The 17,292-nt window shown below is 71.6% G+C and carries 2 protein-coding genes; both read left to right on the forward strand.

The features are described from left to right. The first annotated feature begins 3 nt into the window (after positions 1–3). Positions 4–10,698, forward strand: a complete 10,695-nt coding sequence (locus OOJ91_RS07660) for a type I polyketide synthase (protein ID WP_266243886.1) — start codon at positions 4–6, stop codon at positions 10,696–10,698. Next, positions 10,685–17,275, forward strand: coding sequence for an SDR family NAD(P)-dependent oxidoreductase (locus OOJ91_RS07670; RefSeq protein ID WP_439117053.1), 6,591 nt, complete (start codon positions 10,685–10,687; stop codon positions 17,273–17,275). Before OOJ91_RS07660 ends, OOJ91_RS07670 begins: the two co-directional genes overlap by 14 nt. The last annotated feature ends 17 nt before the right edge of the window (positions 17,276–17,292 follow it).

Here is a 17,292-nt window from a genome sequence, read left to right on the forward strand (position 1 = left end):
GGGATGTCCAGCGCCAACGAGGAAAAGCTGCGCGACTACCTCAAGCGGGTCACCACCGACCTGCAGCAGGCCCGGCAGCGGGTGCGCGAACTGACCGCACAGCGCGCCGAACCGATCGCGATCGTGTCGATGAGCTGCCGCTTCCCCGGCAACGTCGGCACCCCCGAGGACCTCTGGGAGCTGGTCGCCGACGGGCGCGACGCCATCGGCCCGTTCCCCGCCGAACGGGGCTGGGACACCGAGCGGCTCTACGACCCCGATCCGGACCGCGCCGGGCACATCTACGCCCGCGAGGGCGGCTTCGTCTACGACGCCGACCGGTTCGACGCGGAGTTCTTCGGCATGAGTCCGCGGGAGGCCCTGGCGACCGACCCGCAGCAGCGCCTGCTGCTGGAGACCGCGTGGGAGGCGTTCGAGCGGGCCGGCATCGACCCGGCCACCCAGCGGGGCAGTCAGACGGGGGTCTTCGTCGGCGTGATGTACGACGACTACCGCTCCCGCCTGCACACGATCCCGGACGGCTTCGAGGGCTACCTGGGCACCGGAAGCGCCGGCAGTGTCGCCTCCGGGCGGATCGCGTACGTCCTCGGCCTCGAAGGCCCGGCCGTGACAGTCGACACCGCGTGTTCGTCGTCGCTCGTCGCCATTCACCAGGCGTGTCACGCCCTGCGCCAGGGCGAGTGTGACCTGGCGCTGGCCGGCGGGGTCACCGTGATGGCCACGCCGATGGTGTTCGTCGAGTTCAGCCGCCAGCGCGGGCTCGCGCCGGACGGGCGGTGCAAGCCGTTCGCGGCCGGGGCGGACGGCACCGGCTGGGGCGAGGGCGCCGGTCTCCTGCTGCTGGAGCGCCTGTCCGACGCGCGGCGCAACGGTCACCGGGTACTCGCCGTGGTTCGCGGCAGCGCTGTCAATCAGGACGGCCGCAGCAGCCAGCTCACCGCGCCGAACGGGCCGTCGCAGCAGCGGGTGATCCGCCGGGCGCTGGCCGCCGCGCGGCTCACGCCTGACCAGGTGGACGCGGTGGAGGCGCACGGCACGGGCACCCGGCTGGGTGATCCGATCGAGGCGCAGGCGCTGATCGCGACGTACGGCAAGCAACGGCCGGCCGACCGGCCACTGTGGATCGGATCGATCAAGTCGAACATCGGCCACGCGCAGGCCGCCGCCGGCGTCGCCGGGGTGATCAAGATGGTGATGGCCATCCATGCCGGGCGGCTGCCCCGCAGCCTCCACCTGGATCAGCCCTCCGACCAGGTGGACTGGTCGCAGGGCGCGGTGGCGCCGCTCGCCGAGGCCGTCGACTGGCCGGACGTCGGGCGCGCGCGCCGGGCGGCGGTGTCCTCCTTCGGCATCAGCGGCACGAACGCCCACCTCATCCTCGAACAGGCCGAGGAGACGCCCGCCGAGCCGATGCCGGAGGCCGAGCCCACCGGCCCGGTGCCGGTGCCGTTCTCCGGACACACCGAAGCCGCGATGCGCGACCAGGCCGGTCGGCTGGCCGCGGCGCTGCGGTCGACCCCGATCGCGCCGGCCCGGATCGCCCATCAGGTGGCCGCCGCGCGCACGCCGTTCACCCACCGTGGTGTGGCTGTCGCCGAGGACGTCGACGAGCTGGTCGGGATGCTCGACGCCGTGGCTGCCGGCCGCGGCGCTCCCGGCACGGTCACCGGACGGGTGACCGAGGGCGCCACGGCGTTCCTGTTCACCGGGCAGGGCAGCCAGCGGGCGGGCGCGGGCCGGGAGCTGTACGACAGGTACCCCGTCTTCGCGGCCGCCCTCGACGACGTGCTCGCCCACCTCGACCCCGGCCTGCGCGACGTCATGTTCGCCGAACCGGGCTCTCCCGGGGCCGGCCGGCTCGACGACACCGGGTGGACCCAGCCGGCGCTGTTCGCCCTCGAGGTGGCCCTCTACCGCCTGGTCACCGCGTGCGGTATCCGGCCCGACCAGCTGATCGGGCACTCCGTCGGCGAGTTGGCGGCGGCGCACGTCGCAGGCGTGTTGTCGCTGCCCGACGCCTGTCGTCTGGTCACCGCCCGGGGGCGTCTCATGCAGGCACTCCCGAGCGGCGGCGCGATGATCGCCGTCGAGGCCGCCGAGGCGGATGTGCTGCCGCTCCTGGCGGCGGCCGGCGGACGCGTCGGGATCGCCGCGGTCAACGGTCCGCTCGCGACAGTCATCGCCGGCGACGAGGACGAGGTCGTCCAGGTCGCGGCCGAGCTGGCCGCCGCGGGACGGCGAACCCGCCGGCTGACCGTCAGTCACGCCTTCCATTCGGTACGCATGGACCCGATGCTCGCGGAGTTCCGCCAGGTCGCCGAGAGCGTCACCTACCATCGCCCCACCCTGCCGGTGGTCTCCAACCTGACCGGCACGGTGGCCGCCGACGGGGAGATGGAGAACGCCGGATACTGGGTCCGTCACGTCCGCGAGGCGGTCCGCTTCGCCGACGGCGTGACCTGGCTCGCCAACCGGGGCGTGACGCGCTACCTGGAGCTGGGCCCGGACGGCACGTTGACCGCGATGCTCCGCGGCATCCTGGCCGGTGACGACGGGCCGGACGTCGTGGCGGCGCCGGTGCTGCGCTCCGGTAGGTCCGAGGCACGTACGCTGCCCGCCGCGGTCGCCACCCTGCACAGCGCCGGCAGCACGATCGACTGGTCGCCCCTGCTGCCGCCCGCCCCACCCGGCCCGGGGCCCGACCTGCCGACGTACCCGTTCCAGCGCAGCCGGTTCTGGCTCGACGAGATCGCGCGGATCACCAGCCCGATCCACATCGGGCTGGGCGAGTCGGACCACCCGCTGCTCGCCGCTCAGGTGGACCTCTCCGACGGCGACGGCCTGCTGTTCACCGGCTCGGTGTCACCGGCCGCGCAGCCCTGGATCGCCGATCACGCCGTGCTCGGGACGTGCCTGCTTCCCGGCGCCGCGCTTGTCGAACTCGCGCTGCACGCCGGGGCCCGGGCGGGCGCACCGCACCTGGCGGATCTCACCCTGGAAGCGCCACTGACCTTCATCGGCCGGGACGCCGTCCACCTCCAGGTCCGGGTCGGCGAGACGGACGGCGACGGGCGTCGGACGGTCACCGTCGCCTCGCGTACCGACGACGAGGCGGCGTGGACCCGGCACGCCACCGGAACGCTTGCGGCCGGGGCGTCGACCGAGCCCCCGGTGGTGCCCGGGATGTGGCCGCCGGTGGGAGCGGAGCCGATCGACCTGGTCGACGCCTACGAGCACCTCGCCGAATCGGGTTACGAGTACGGGCCGGTGTTCCAGGGGCTGCGGGCCGCCTGGCACGACGGCGACGACCTGATCGCCGAGGTCACCCTCCCCGACGAGGCCGAGCCGGACGGTTTCGCGGTGCACCCGGCGCTCCTCGACGCCACCCTGCACGTCCTGGCCGTCGCATCCGCCGCCACGGCGCAGACCGCGGCCCGGATCCCGTTCACCTGGTCCGGCGTCAGCCTGACCGCGACCGGCGCACGGGAACTGCGGGTCCGGATCTCGACGTCCGGCGACGACCGGTTCCGGGTCCGGACCACCGACCAGCTCGGCAACCCGGTCCTCGACGTCGCCGAACTCGCCGTCCGCCCGATCGACCTCGACCAGCTACGCCGCTCGCAGCAGCCGGAGCAGAACGCGCTACGGCTGGACTGGGTGCCGTTCGCGGATCTCCCAGCGGACGGGACCGGGCCGGACGACACCCGAGTACTCGTGGTCGACGGCACGCCGCACCTGATCGAGGCGGTCCAGAGTGCGCTCACCGCGCTGCGCGACGAGATCGCGCAGGAACGGCCTGCGCAGGCCCGACTCGCGCTGGTGACCCGCCACGCCGTCGAGGCGGTCCCCGGCGAAGGAGTCGAGGACCTGGCCGCCGCGGCGGTGTGGGGTCTCGCCCGCTCCGCCCAGACCGAGAACCCGGACCGGATCGTCCTCGTCGACCTGGACACCACGACCGCCGTGGACACGGTCCCGGCGATCGTCGCCGCCGCCGTCGCGGCGGGAGAAGACCAGATCGCCGTACGCGAGCGCAGGATGCGGGTTGCCCGACTGGTTTCCACGGGGCCCCGCCAGGATCAGGGACGAGCGGCCGCGTTCGACCCCGAGCGTGCCGTGTTGGTCACCGGTGGCACCGGATCGCTGGGCGCGGTCACCGCACGGCACCTCGTGACGGCGTACGGCGTCCGGAGACTCGTCCTGGTGAGCCGCCGCGGCCTCTCCGCCCCCGGCGCCCCCGAGTTGCAGACCGACCTGGAGCGGCTGGGCGCCGAGGTCGAGGTGGTGGCCTGCGACGTGACCGACCGGGCCGAGGTGGCGGCCCTGGTGGAACGGCTCGGCGCCGGGCTCGGCGCGATCGTGCACGCGGCCGGCACGCTTGACGACGCGATCCTGCCCGCGCTCACCGCCGACCAGGTGGAGCGGGTCCTGACCGCGAAGGCCGAGAGCGCCCGTCACCTTGACGAGCTGACCGAAGCGTACGACCTGAGCGCGTTCGTGCTGTTCTCGTCGATCGCGGGCACCCTGGGCTCACCCGGGCAGGCCAACTACGCTGCGGCCAACGCCTTCCTGGACGCGCTGGCCCGCCGGCGCCGGGCCAACGGACGGCCCGCGGTCGCGCTGGCCTGGGGGCCGTGGGAACAGGCCGGTGGCATGACGGGTCACCTGCAGGATGCCGACGTCGCCCGGATGGGTCGGATGGGCCTGTCCGCACTCACCGTCGAGCAGGGTCTGTCCCTGTTCGACGGCGCGCTGGCCGGGTCGGATCCGGCGGTGGTGACCGCGCGGCTGGACACCGCGGCGCTACGCCGGCAGGCATCGGCGGGTCTTCTCCTGTCGGTCCTCGCCGAGCTGATCCGCAGGCCGACGCGCCGCTCGGGTGACCGGTCCGGTGGCGGCAACCTGGTCGCGGAGCTGGCGCGGCGATCTCCCGAGGACCGTCTGACGGCGCTCGGCACCCTGGTCCGGGAACACGTCGCGACAGTGCTCGGGCACTCCGGCGGAGACCGGATCGAACGTGGCAAGGCGTTCCGGGACCTCGGCTTCGACTCGCTCAGCGCTGTCGAGTTGCGCAATCGGTTGACAGCCGCGACGGGCCTGCGTCTGCCCGCGACGGCGATCTTCGACTATCCGACTCCGGCTGCGCTCGCCGTCTTTCTCGACGAGCAGATCGTCGGAACGAGCCCGGCGCCTGCGACGCCGACCGGGGCAACCACAGTGGTCGACGACGATCCGATCGTGATCGTCGGGATGGGTTGTCGGTATCCGGGGGGTGTGCGCTCAGCCGATGACCTGTGGGACTTGGTCGTTCAGGGCCGCGACGCCGTGTCCGGGTTCCCCACCGGACGAGGCTGGGACATCGACGCCCTCTACGACCCCGACCCCGACCACCCCGGCACCACCTACTGCCGCGAAGGCGGCTTCCTGCACGACGCCGGCGACTTCGACGCCGACTTCTTCGGCATGAGCCCCCGCGAAGCCCTCGCCACCGACCCCCAACAACGACTCCTGCTCGAAACCGCATGGGAAACCATCGAACACGCCGGCATCGACCCCACCACCCTGCGCGGCACCCGCACCGGCGTCTACACCGGCATCATGTACGCCGACTACGGCGCCCGCCTCATGCACAACCCACCCCCCGGCTACGAAGGATTCCTCGGCAACGGCAGCGCCGGCAGCATCGCCTCCGGCCGCATCGCCTACACGTTGGGCCTCGAAGGCCCCGCCGTCACCATCGACACCGCCTGCTCATCGTCGTTGGTCGCCATGCACCACGCCGCCACCGCCCTGCGCAACGGCGAATGCGACCTCGCCCTCGCCGGCGGCGCCACCATCATGGCCACCCCCAACGTCTTCATCGAATTCTCCCGCCAACGCGGCCTCGCCCCCAACGGACGCTGCAAACCCTTCTCCGACACCGCCGACGGCACCGGCTGGAGCGAAGGCGCAGGACTCCTCCTGCTCGAACGCCTCACCGACGCCCACACCAACAACCACCACATCCACGCCATCCTGCGCGGCTCCGCCATCAACCAAGACGGCGCCTCCAACGGACTCACCGCCCCCAACGGCCCCGCCCAACAACGCGTCATCCACGCCGCCCTCACCAACGCCCACCTCACCCCCACCGACATCGACGCCATCGAAGCCCACGGCACCGGCACCACCCTCGGCGACCCCATCGAAGCCCAAGCCCTCATCAACACCTACACCCCCCACCGCACCCACCCCCTCTACCTCGGCTCCATCAAATCCAACATCGGCCACACCCAAGCCGCCGCCGGAGCCGCCGGCACCATCAAAATGATCCAAGCCATCAACCACGCCACCCTCCCCCCCACCCTCCACACCACCACCCCCACCCACCACATCGACTGGCACACCACCCCCCTCCAACTGCTCACCACCACCACACCCTGGCCCACCACCAACCACCCCCGCCGCGCCGCCATCTCCTCCTTCGGCATCTCCGGCACCAACGCCCACATCATCATCGAACAACCACCCACCCCCACCACCACCCACGACACCACCACGAACCCGGAAACCAACACCACAACCAGCGAAGAAACCGCACCCGAAACACGCCCGGAAACGGGTAAGGACGCAAGTCCGGAATCAGATCAGAACCCGAGTCTGGAGCCAGGCGGAAAAACCGAGCAGGCCGACTGGACCACACCGTGGCTCATCTCCGCGAAAACACCACAAGCCCTCACCGCCTACGCCCAACAACTCACCCACCACCTCGACACCCACCCCCACACCCCACCCGCCGCCATCGCCGCCACACTCCACCACCGCACCCGCTTCCCCCACACCGCCCTCATCTTCAACACCCACCAACTCCACGCCCTCGCCACCAACCAACCCGGACCCACCCACCTCACCAACCCACCCCCCACCGGCAAAACCGCCTACCTCCTCACCGGCCAAGGCAGCCAACACCTCAACATGGGCCGCCAACTCCACCACACCTACCCCGCCTTCGCCCACGCCTTCGACACCACCTGCGCCGCCCTCGACCCCCACCTCCCCCAACCCCTCAAAACCATCATCTGGGGCACCAACCCCCACCACCTCAACCAAACCCTCTACACCCAACCCGCCCTCTTCGCCATCCACACCGCCCTACACCACCTCCTCACCACCCTCAACCTCACCCCCGACTACTACCTCGGCCACTCCATCGGCGAACTCACCGCCGCCCACCTCGCCGGACTCTGGACCCTCACCGACACCGCCCACCTCATCACCACCCGCGCCACCCTCATGCACCACCTCCCACCCGGCGGCACCATGCTCGCCATCAACACCCACCCCCACAACCTCCACCACACCCTCACCCACCACCCCACCGCCACCATCGCCGCCCACAACTCCCCCACCAACACCGTCATCGCCGGCCCCACACACACCCTCAAAACCCTCGCCCAACACTGGCGAAACGAAGGCTACAAAGTCACCCCCCTCAACGTCTCCCACGCCTTCCACTCACCCCTCATGCACCACGCCGCCCAACAATTCGCCAAAACCGCCGCCACCGTCACCTACCACCCCACCACCACACCCATCATCTCCAACCTCACCGGAACCATCGCCACCACCGAACAACTCACCAACCCCCACTACTGGGCCACCCTCATCGAACAACCCGTCCAATTCGCCACCGGCCTCCACACCCTCCACAACCACGGCGTCACCACCTACCTCGAACTCGGACCCGACGCCACCCTCACCCACCTCACCCACGAAAACCTCCCCACCACCACCGCCCACCCCACCACCCGCAAACACCAACAAGAAACCACCACCCTCCTCACCACCCTCGCCCACACCCACCACCTCCCACCCCCCACCACACCACCCACCACCAACCTCCCCACCTACCCCTTCCAACACCACACCTACTGGCTCACGGAGGGTCCCGCCCACGACCTGACGGCCAGCGGGCTCACCTCGACCGGACACCCACTCCTCGGAGCCGGGCTGACCCGCCCCGACGGCGGCCTCGTCCTCACCGGACGACTCGCCCCCGGCACGACGAGCTGGCTCACGGAGCACGCGCTCGACGAGGTGCCCCTGCTGCCGGGAACCGCGCTCGTCGACATGGCGCTGCACGCGGCCCGTGCCGCCGGGTACGCCTCGGTCGAGGAACTGACCATCCACGCGCCACTGCGGCTCGACGTGGCCCAGGACGCTCAGCTGACGGTGGAGGCCCCGGACCCCGACAACCCGGACCGGGTCGGGCTGTCCATCCACTCCCGGCGCGACGACGAATGGGTCCTGCACGCCAGCGGCACCCTCGCGACGGCGCCGGTCGAGCCCGGCGACCCGGGATCCTGGCCGCCGGCCGGCGAGACCTATCCCGTGGACACCCTGTACGAGGGGATGACCGACCTCGGATACCGGTACGGGCCGCTGTTCCAGGGCCTCACCCGAGCGTGGTCCACCGCGGACGGGGTGCTGGCGGAGATCAACCTTCCGGACGGGACCGACGTCGCGGGCTTCGGGGTCCATCCGGCCCTGCTTGACGCGGCCCTGCACGCCATCCAGGTGATCCGCCAGGCCGAATCCGGGGAGCCGCCGCACGCGCCGTTCGCCTGGGCCGGCATTGCCGAGCACCCGGCCGATGGTCACCCCACGTCGCTACGCGTCCACCTACGCGCCGAGTCCGCACCGGACACGTACTCGCTGGAACTGACCGATCCGGACGGCCGTCCGCGTCTGAGCATCCGGTCGCTGACCACACGCCCCATCCGACTCGGCGAGGACTCGGCTGTCGGTCGCAACTCGCTGTTCGAGCTGGCCTGGCCGGCCGCGCCGACGGGCGGAACGCCTACCGACGGGCCGTGGGCGGTGCTCGGTACCGAGCCGGTTGCCGGCATCTCGGCGGACGTCACCCGCTACGAGAGTCTTGCTGCCCTGGTGGTCGCGCTGAACTCCGGCGAACCGGTGCCCGCCGTGGTCGTGACGGCCGTATCCGGACCCGTCGTCCCGTCCTCCGACGGCCTGCACACCGTCACGCGGGACCTGATGGCGCTGCTGCAACGGTGGCTCGACGTCGACCTGCTCGAAGAGACGCCACTTGTGGTGCTCACCTCGGGCGCGGTCGCCGCGGAGCCGGGCGAGGACGTCACCGACCTCGCCGGCGCCGCCGTCTGGGGCATGGTCCGCTCCGCGCAGACGGAGAATCCTGGCCGGTTCTGGCTGGTGGACGCCGCCGACGTCGAGGCCGCGACATTGCGCGAGGCTGTCGCTGCGGCGGTCACCAGCGACGAACACCAGATCGCGGTACGCCCGACACAGACCCGCGTACCCCGACTGACCCGCTGCACGCCGGCCGTCGACGCGGCGGACGAGCCGGTCATCCGGGCGGACGGGACGGTGCTGGTGACCGGTGGCACGGGTGCCCTCGGCTCGGTGGTGGCACGGCACCTGGTGACCGCGTACGGCATCAGGAATGTGGTGTTGACCAGCCGACGCGGAGGCAGCGCGCCCGGTGCGGCCGAGCTGCGGGCGGAGCTCGCCGCGCTCGGCGCGCGAGCCGAGATCGTCGCCTGCGACGGTTCCGACGAGGCCGACGTGCGGGCCGTGCTGGCCGCGATCCCGCCGGAACGGCCGCTGCGGGCGGTGGTGCACACCGCGGGCGTCCTGCGCGACGGCCTGCTGGCCACGATGACCCCGGAGCACCTCGACGACGTGCTGCGCGCCAAGGCCGACAGCGCCTGGCACCTGCACCGGCTCACCGCCGAACTCGGTGTCGAACTGGACGCGATGGTGTTCTTCTCGTCGGTGGCCGGCACACTCGGCGGTCCGGGGCAGGCCAACTACGCGGCGGCCAACGCCGTGCTCGACGCCCTCGCCCAGCACCGCAGGGCGCAGGGGCTGGCGGCTTCGTCGCTGGCCTGGGGGCACTGGTCGGACGTGTCCGGAATGGCGGGCGACCTGACGGACGCGGACCTGGCCCGGATGCGACAGTCGGGTCTGGTCCCGTTGGGCACCAGCACGGCCCTCGCCCTGTTCGACCTGGGCGTGGCCGCCTCCCGTGCGCATCCGACGCTGGTGCCGGCACCGCTGGACCCGCGAACGCTGCGCCAGCGGGCCACCGACGGCGGGCTTCCCCGGATGCTTGTGGACCTCGTCCCGGTGGCCTCCGGCGCGGGACGGTCGACGGCGGGGGTCGCGGGGCCGCAGGCGCTGCTGGCGGCGTTGGCCCCGCTCGACACGGCGCAGCGCCAGGCGCACCTGCGGGAGATGGTGACGACCGAGATCATGAGCGTGCTCGGCCAGGCCGATCGCGGCGCGGTGCCGAGTCAGCGCACGTTCAAGGAACTCGGCTTCGACTCCATGATGGCCGTCGAACTGCGCAACAGCCTGCGTAATGTCACCGGGCTGCGACTGCCGGCCACGCTGATCTTCGACCGGCCGACACCGGAGGCGCTGGCCGCCTTCCTGGCCGACGAGCTCGGCGCCGGGCTCGGGGAGTCGGCGGGCACCGGCGAGGACGAAACGGTCCGCGAGCTGCTGCGGACCATACCGATCACCCGGCTGCGCGACGCCGGGCTGATGGACGCGCTTCTTCGGCTGGCCGGAAACGCCGATGACAGCGCCACCTCCGGCGACACCGGATCGGAATCGATCGACGAGATGGACGCGACAAGCCTCATTCAGTTCGCGCTCGAGAATCAGGGAGCTTGAGATGACAAATGGCAACGAACTTCTCGACGCTCTGCGCGCATCCGTCAAGGAGACCGAGCGGCTTCGGAAGCAGAACCGCCAGATCCTGGCCGAGGCGCAGGAGCCGATCGTCATCATCGGCATCGGCTGCCGCTATCCGGGCGGTGTCCGTAGCCCGGAGGACCTGTGGGACCTGGTCCTCAACGAGCGCGACGTGGTGAGCCCGTTCCCGCGCGACCGCGGCTGGAACGTCGAGGAGCTCTACGACCCGGAGCCCGGCCTGGTGGGCAAGTCCTACGCCCGCGAGGGCGGCTTCCTCGACGACGCCGACTACTTCGATCCGGAGTTCTTCGGGATGAGCCCCCGCGAGGCGCTCTCCACCGACCCGCAACAGCGGCTGCTCCTGGAGACCGCGTGGGAGGCGGTCGAGCGCGCCGGCATCGACCCGACGTCGCTGAAGGGCAGTCGTACCGGTGTGTTCGCCGGTGTCATGTACAACGACTACGGCGCGCGGCTGCTCTACCGGGGCAGCGCCGGCCTGGCGGCGTTCGACGGCAGCGCGGGCAGCGTGGCGTCCGGCCGGGTGTCCTACACGCTGGGTCTGGAGGGCCCCGCGGTCACTGTGGACACGGCCTGTTCGTCGTCGCTTGTCGCCGTACACCTGGCCTGTCAGGCCCTGAAGCAGGGTGACTGCTCGCTCGCTCTGGCCGGCGGCGTCGCGGTGATGGCGACGCCTGTGGCGTTCCTGGAGTTCAGCCGGCAGAAGGGGCTGGCGCCGGACGGGCGCTGCAAGGCGTTCGCGGCCGGCGCGGACGGCGTGGGCTGGGGTGAGGGCGCGGGTCTGTTCCTGTTGGAGCGGTTGTCCGACGCGCAGCGCAACGGCCACAAGATCCTCGCCGTGGTGCGTGGGTCGGCGGTCAACCAGGACGGCGCGTCGAACGGGCTGACCGCGCCGAACGGTGTGGCCCAGCAGCGCGTGGTGCGACAGGCGTTGGCGAACGCGCGCCTGGCCGGGGACGAGGTCGACGTCGTGGAGGCGCATGGGACGGGTACGACGTTGGGTGACCCGATGGAAGCCGAAGCGCTCCTGGCGACCTACGGACAGGACCGACCCACCGACCAACCCCTCTACCTCGGCTCGGTCAAATCCAACATCGGTCACACCCAAGCCGCCGCCGGCGCCGCCGGCATCATCAAAATGATCTACGCCCTACGCCACGCCACCCTGCCCGCCAGCCTCCACATCGACGAACCCACCCCCCACGTCGACTGGTCCACCGGCACCATCCGCCTCCTCACCCACACCACCGACTGGCCACAACACCAACGCCCCCGCCGCGCCGGCATCTCCGCCTTCGGCGTCTCCGGCACCAACGCCCACGTCATCCTCGAACAAGCCCCCGACCCCACCACCACCACCAACCCCGACCCCGACCCCGCTGCCACCGACACGGCCGGCAACGAGAACACCAGCCCGTGGCCCACCACCTGGCTGCTATCCGCCCGCGACACCCACGGCCTGCACCGCCAAGCCACCACCCTGCACCACTGGAACACCACCACCGGCCACCACGAACACCCCGACACCATCGCCACCACCCTCGCCCACCACCGCACCCACCACCCCTACCGCGCCGCCATCCTCACCACCGACGAACACCCCCACCTCACCACCACCCTGCACACCCTCACCACCACCACCGACCACCCCGCCCTCATCACCACCCCACCCACCGGACCCACCACCGGCAAAACCGTCTTCGTCTTCCCCGGCCAAGGCAGCCAATGGGACCGCATGGCCACCACCCTGCTCCCCACCTCCCCCACCTTCCGCCAACACCTACACGACTGCGCCGACGCCCTCACCCCCCACACCGGCTGGAACCTCATCGACGTCCTCACCCAACACCCCGACGCACCACCACTCGACGGACCCGACATCATCCAACCCGCCCTCTGGGCCGTCATGATCTCCCTCGCCAAACTCTGGCAACACCACGGCATCCACCCCGACGCCGTCATCGGCCACTCCCAAGGCGAAATCGCCGCCGCCCACATCGCCGGCGCCCTCACCCTCGACGACGCCGCCACCCTCATCACCCGCCGCTCCCAAACCCTCACCCACCTACCACCCGGCGCCATGGCCGCCATCAACCTCCCCGCCCACACCATCACCGAACACCTCACCACCTACAACAACCCCACCACCACCCTCACCATCGCCGCCCACAACAGCCCCACCCACACCGTCATCGCCGGCAACCCCGAACAAATCCACCACTACATCAACCACTGCCACACCCACAACATCAACGCCAAACTCATCCCCGTCACCTACGCCAGCCACAGCCACCACATCGAACCCCTCAAACCCCACCTCCTCACCACCCTCAACACCATCACCCCCCACCCCGCCACCATCCCCTTCCACACCACCACCAACCCCCACCCCACCGGCGAACCCACCGACACCACACACCTCACCGCCCAATACTGGTACGACAACCTCCGCAACCCCGTCCACCTCCACCCCACCATCACCACCCTGCTCACCACCGGCCACACCACCTACATCGAAACCAGCCCCCACCCCGTCCTCACCCCCGCCATCACCACCACCACCGAACACCACCCCCAACACCCCAAAACCACCATCACCGGCACCCTCCGCAAAAACCACCACGACCCCACCCAATTCCTCACCAACCTCGCCACCATCCACACCCACACCACCCACACCCCCACCTGGCCCACCAACACCACCCACACCACCACCACCCCCACCTACACCTTCGACCGGCGCCGCTTCTGGCTCGACGTGCCGTCGACGACAGGCGACCCGAGCGACGTCGGACAGGAAGCGGCCGAGCACGGCCTGCTGGGCGCCGTGGTCGCTGTGGCAGAGGGCGACCAGCTCCTGCTGACCGGCCGGATCTCGCTGGGGACGCATCCCTGGCTCGCCGACCACGCCGTCCTGGGCACCGTCATCCTCCCCGGCGCCGCCCTCGTCGACATGGCCCTCACCGCGGGGCAGCGCACCGGTACGCCGTACCTGGAGGAACTCACGCTGGCGAACCCGTTGTCGCTGCCCGATGAGGGCGGCGTCCGGGTGCAGGTCGCCGTGCAGGCCGCCGACGCGGGGCGCCGTACGGTCGCCATCCACGCCGCTCCCGAGACGTCCGAGCAGGACGGCTGGACACTGCTGGCGTCCGGGACGCTGAACGCGCAGGCGACGACGACCGACGCGTACGAGACGGCCGCCGAGTGGCCCCCGCCCGGAGCGGTGGCGGTGGACGTCGCCGACCACTACGAGCGGCTCGCCGAGCGCGGCTACGACTACGGTCCGGCGTTCCAGGGGCTGACCGCCGCCTGGCGTCTGGGCGACAGCATGGTCGCCGAGATCGAGCTGCCCGCCGAGCGGGAGGCCGAGCTGACCCGGTTCACGGTGCACCCCTGCCTGCTCGATGCCACGCTGCACGCCCTGGCGCTGGACGGCGACGAGAGCGGCGGCATCCGGCTGCCGTTCGTGTGGAGCGGCGTCCGGCTGCACCAGGGCGGCGCGCGGACGCTGCGGGTGCGGCTGACACCGGAGGGTGCCGACCGCATCCGGGTGTCCGCCGCCGACGCCGAGGGCCGGCCGGTGTTCACAGTCGACAGTCTTGTGGTCCGCGCGACGTCGGCCGGCCAGCTCACCCCGGCCGGCGACTCCCTGTACCGGCTGGACTGGCAGGACGTGCCGCTGGCCGCGGACACACCGGAACCGGCCGAGGGCGCCTGGGCGGTGCTCGGGCCCGACCCGGACGGCGTGGCCGACGGCCTCGGTTTCCCGGTCACCCGGCACGCCGATCTGGCCGCGTTGCAGGCCACCCTCGACGCGGGCGGCGCGGTCCCGGACGTCGTACTCGCGCCGTGCCCGGCCCCGTCCCCGGCGATCGGCCCGGTGCCCGCCCAGGCCCGGGGCGCGGTCGCCGACGCCCTCGCGCTGATCCAGCAGTGGCTGGCCGACGAGCGGGTGGGCGGAGCCCGACTGGTGCTGGTGACCCGGGCCGCGGTCGCGGCCGTGCCGGGCGATCACGTACGGGACCTGACGAACGCGCCCGTGTGGGGACTCGTCCGCACCGCCCAGGTGGAGAATCCGTACCGACTGGTCCTGCTGGACCTGGACGGGCGACCCTCCTCGCTGGCGGCGCTGCCGGCCGCGCTGGCCACGGCGGAACCGCAGATGGTGCTCCGCGACGGCACCGCCACAGCGGCGCGGGTCGCCCGCTCCGGCGACCACCACGGGCTGCCCGTACCCGAGTCGGCCCCGGCATGGCTGCTCGGCACCACCGGCACCGGAACCCTCGACCAGGTCGCCCTGCTGCCGAACGACGAGGCGGCGGCACCACTTCAGCCCGGTCAGGTACGCGTCTCGGTGCGGGCTGCCGGCCTCAACTTCCGCGACGTCCTCATCGTCCTCGGCGTCGTCGACGACACTCGGCGGCTGTCCGACGAGGGGGCCGGGGTCGTCGTGGAGGTGGCCCCCGACGTCACCGACTTCACGCCCGGCGACCGTGTCATGGGCCTGTTCACAGGTGGCGTCGGGCCGCTGACCGTGACCGACCACCGCTTCCTGATCGGCATCCCGCCCGGCTGGACGTTCGCGCAGGCAGCAACGGTGCCTGTCGTGTTCATCACCGCCTACCACGGGTTGGCCGACCTGGCGCAGGTGCAACCCCGGGAGTCGGTGCTGGTGCACGCCGCCACCGGAGGGGTCGGCATGGCCGCGCTACAACTGGCCAAGCTCTGGGACCTCGACGTGTACGCCACCGCCAGCGAGGGCAAGTGGGACACCCTGCGCGCCCTCGGGATACCCGACGAGCGCATCGCCTCATCCCGCAACCTGGACTTCGAGGCCACCTTCCGGGACGCCACCGGGGGCCACGGCGTCGACGTGGTGCTCAACTCCCTCGCCAAGGACTACGTGGACGCCTCGTTGCGGTTGCTCGACAACGGCGGACGGCTGATCGAGATGGGCAAGACCGACATCCGCGACGCCGCCGAGGTCGAGGCCGCCCACCCGGGTCGTACGTACGCCGCCTTCGACCTTGCCGACCCCGGCCCGGAACGCATCCGGGAGATCCTCACCGACCTGGCCCGGCACTTCGCCAAGGGCCACCTGAGCCCGCTGCCGCTGACCGGCTGGGACATCCGGCAGGCGCCTGACGCGCTGCGGTTCCTCAGCCAGGCCCGGCACGTCGGCAAGATGGTGCTGACCCTCCCGGTCACGCCGGAGCCGGAGGGCACCACACTGATCACCGGCGGCACCGGCGTCCTCGGGGCGATGCTGGCCCGTCACCTGGTGGCCGCCGGCACCCGTCGCCTGCTGCTGACCAGCAGGCGCGGCCCGGCCGCGCCCGGCGCCACCGAACTGCGGCAGGAGCTCGCCGACCTGGGCGCCGAGGTCACCATCGCCGCGTGCGACGCCGGTGACCGCGAAGCCCTCGCCGCCACGCTCGCCGCGATCCCGACCAAGCACCCGCTCACCACAGTCATCCACGCCGCCGGCGTCATCGGCGACGGCACGATCGAGGCGCTCACCGCCGAGCACATCGACCTGGCCATGCGACCGAAGGCCGACGCCGCCTGGCATCTGCACGAGTTGACCCGCGATCTGGACCTGGCCCGGTTCGTGCTGTTCTCGTCGGCGTCCGGCACGCTCGGCTCGCCGGGGCAGGGCAACTATTCCGCAGCCAACAGCTTCCTCGACGCACTGGCGCACCGTCGTCGCGCCGAAGGACTGCCGGCCATCTCGCTGGCGTGGGGGTACTGGGAGCAGGTCACCGGGATGACCCAGCATCTCAACGACAACGACCTGCAGCGGATGTCCCGCGGTGGCATCCTGCCGATCAGCGACGAGGACGGGATGGCCCTCTTCGACGCCGTACAGGACACCGCCGCGGCCAGCCTCGTCCCGGTACGGCTCGACCTGCGTGCCATCCGAGCCAGCACCGCGTCGGCGGACATGGTGCCGCCGCTGCTGCGTGGCCTGATCCGCCCGGCCGTCAGGCGCTCCGCCACGACGGGCCCGGCCGGAGCGGGCACCGAGGCGCTGCAGTTGGCCGGCCGGTCGGAGCAGGAGCAGCTCAGCCTTTTGCTGGCGCTGATCCGGCAGAACGTCGCGGCCGTGCTGAACCACTCGGCCGACGGTATCGACGCGGACCGGTCCTTCAAGGACCTCGGCTTCGACTCGTTGACCGCTGTCGAGTTCCGCAACCGGCTGACGACGGGGACCGGCGTCACGTTGCCGGCCACGCTGGTCTTCGACCATCCGACCCCGAACGCTCTGGCCGAGTCGCTGCGCGAAGCGATGCTGCGAGACGCCGCACCTGCCGCGCCGTCGGTGCTCAGCGAGATCGACCGGCTGGCCGCCCAACTGGGCGTTGCCGCCCGCGACGACGCGCTGGCCGAAGAGGTCGCGCGACGGCTGCGCAGCCTGATGAACGCGTGGAGCGACGCCCGTGGCGAGGTCGCGGGGACCGACCCCGCCGACGACCTCGAGGCGGTGACCGACGATGAGCTGTTCCGTGCCCTGGACGACGAGCTCGAGACGAGCTGAGCCGCAGGTGTTCCCGA

Origin of the sequence: Micromonospora lupini (assembly GCF_026342015.1) — a bacterium.
Taxonomy (GTDB): domain Bacteria; phylum Actinomycetota; class Actinomycetes; order Mycobacteriales; family Micromonosporaceae; genus Micromonospora; species Micromonospora lupini_B.

Bases quoted from the DNA above. Each gene is read 5' to 3' on its own strand.
- OOJ91_RS07660 (WP_266243886.1), top strand. From the start codon at position 4: ATGTCCAGCGCCAACGAGGAAAAGCTGCGCGACTACCTCAAGCGGGTC.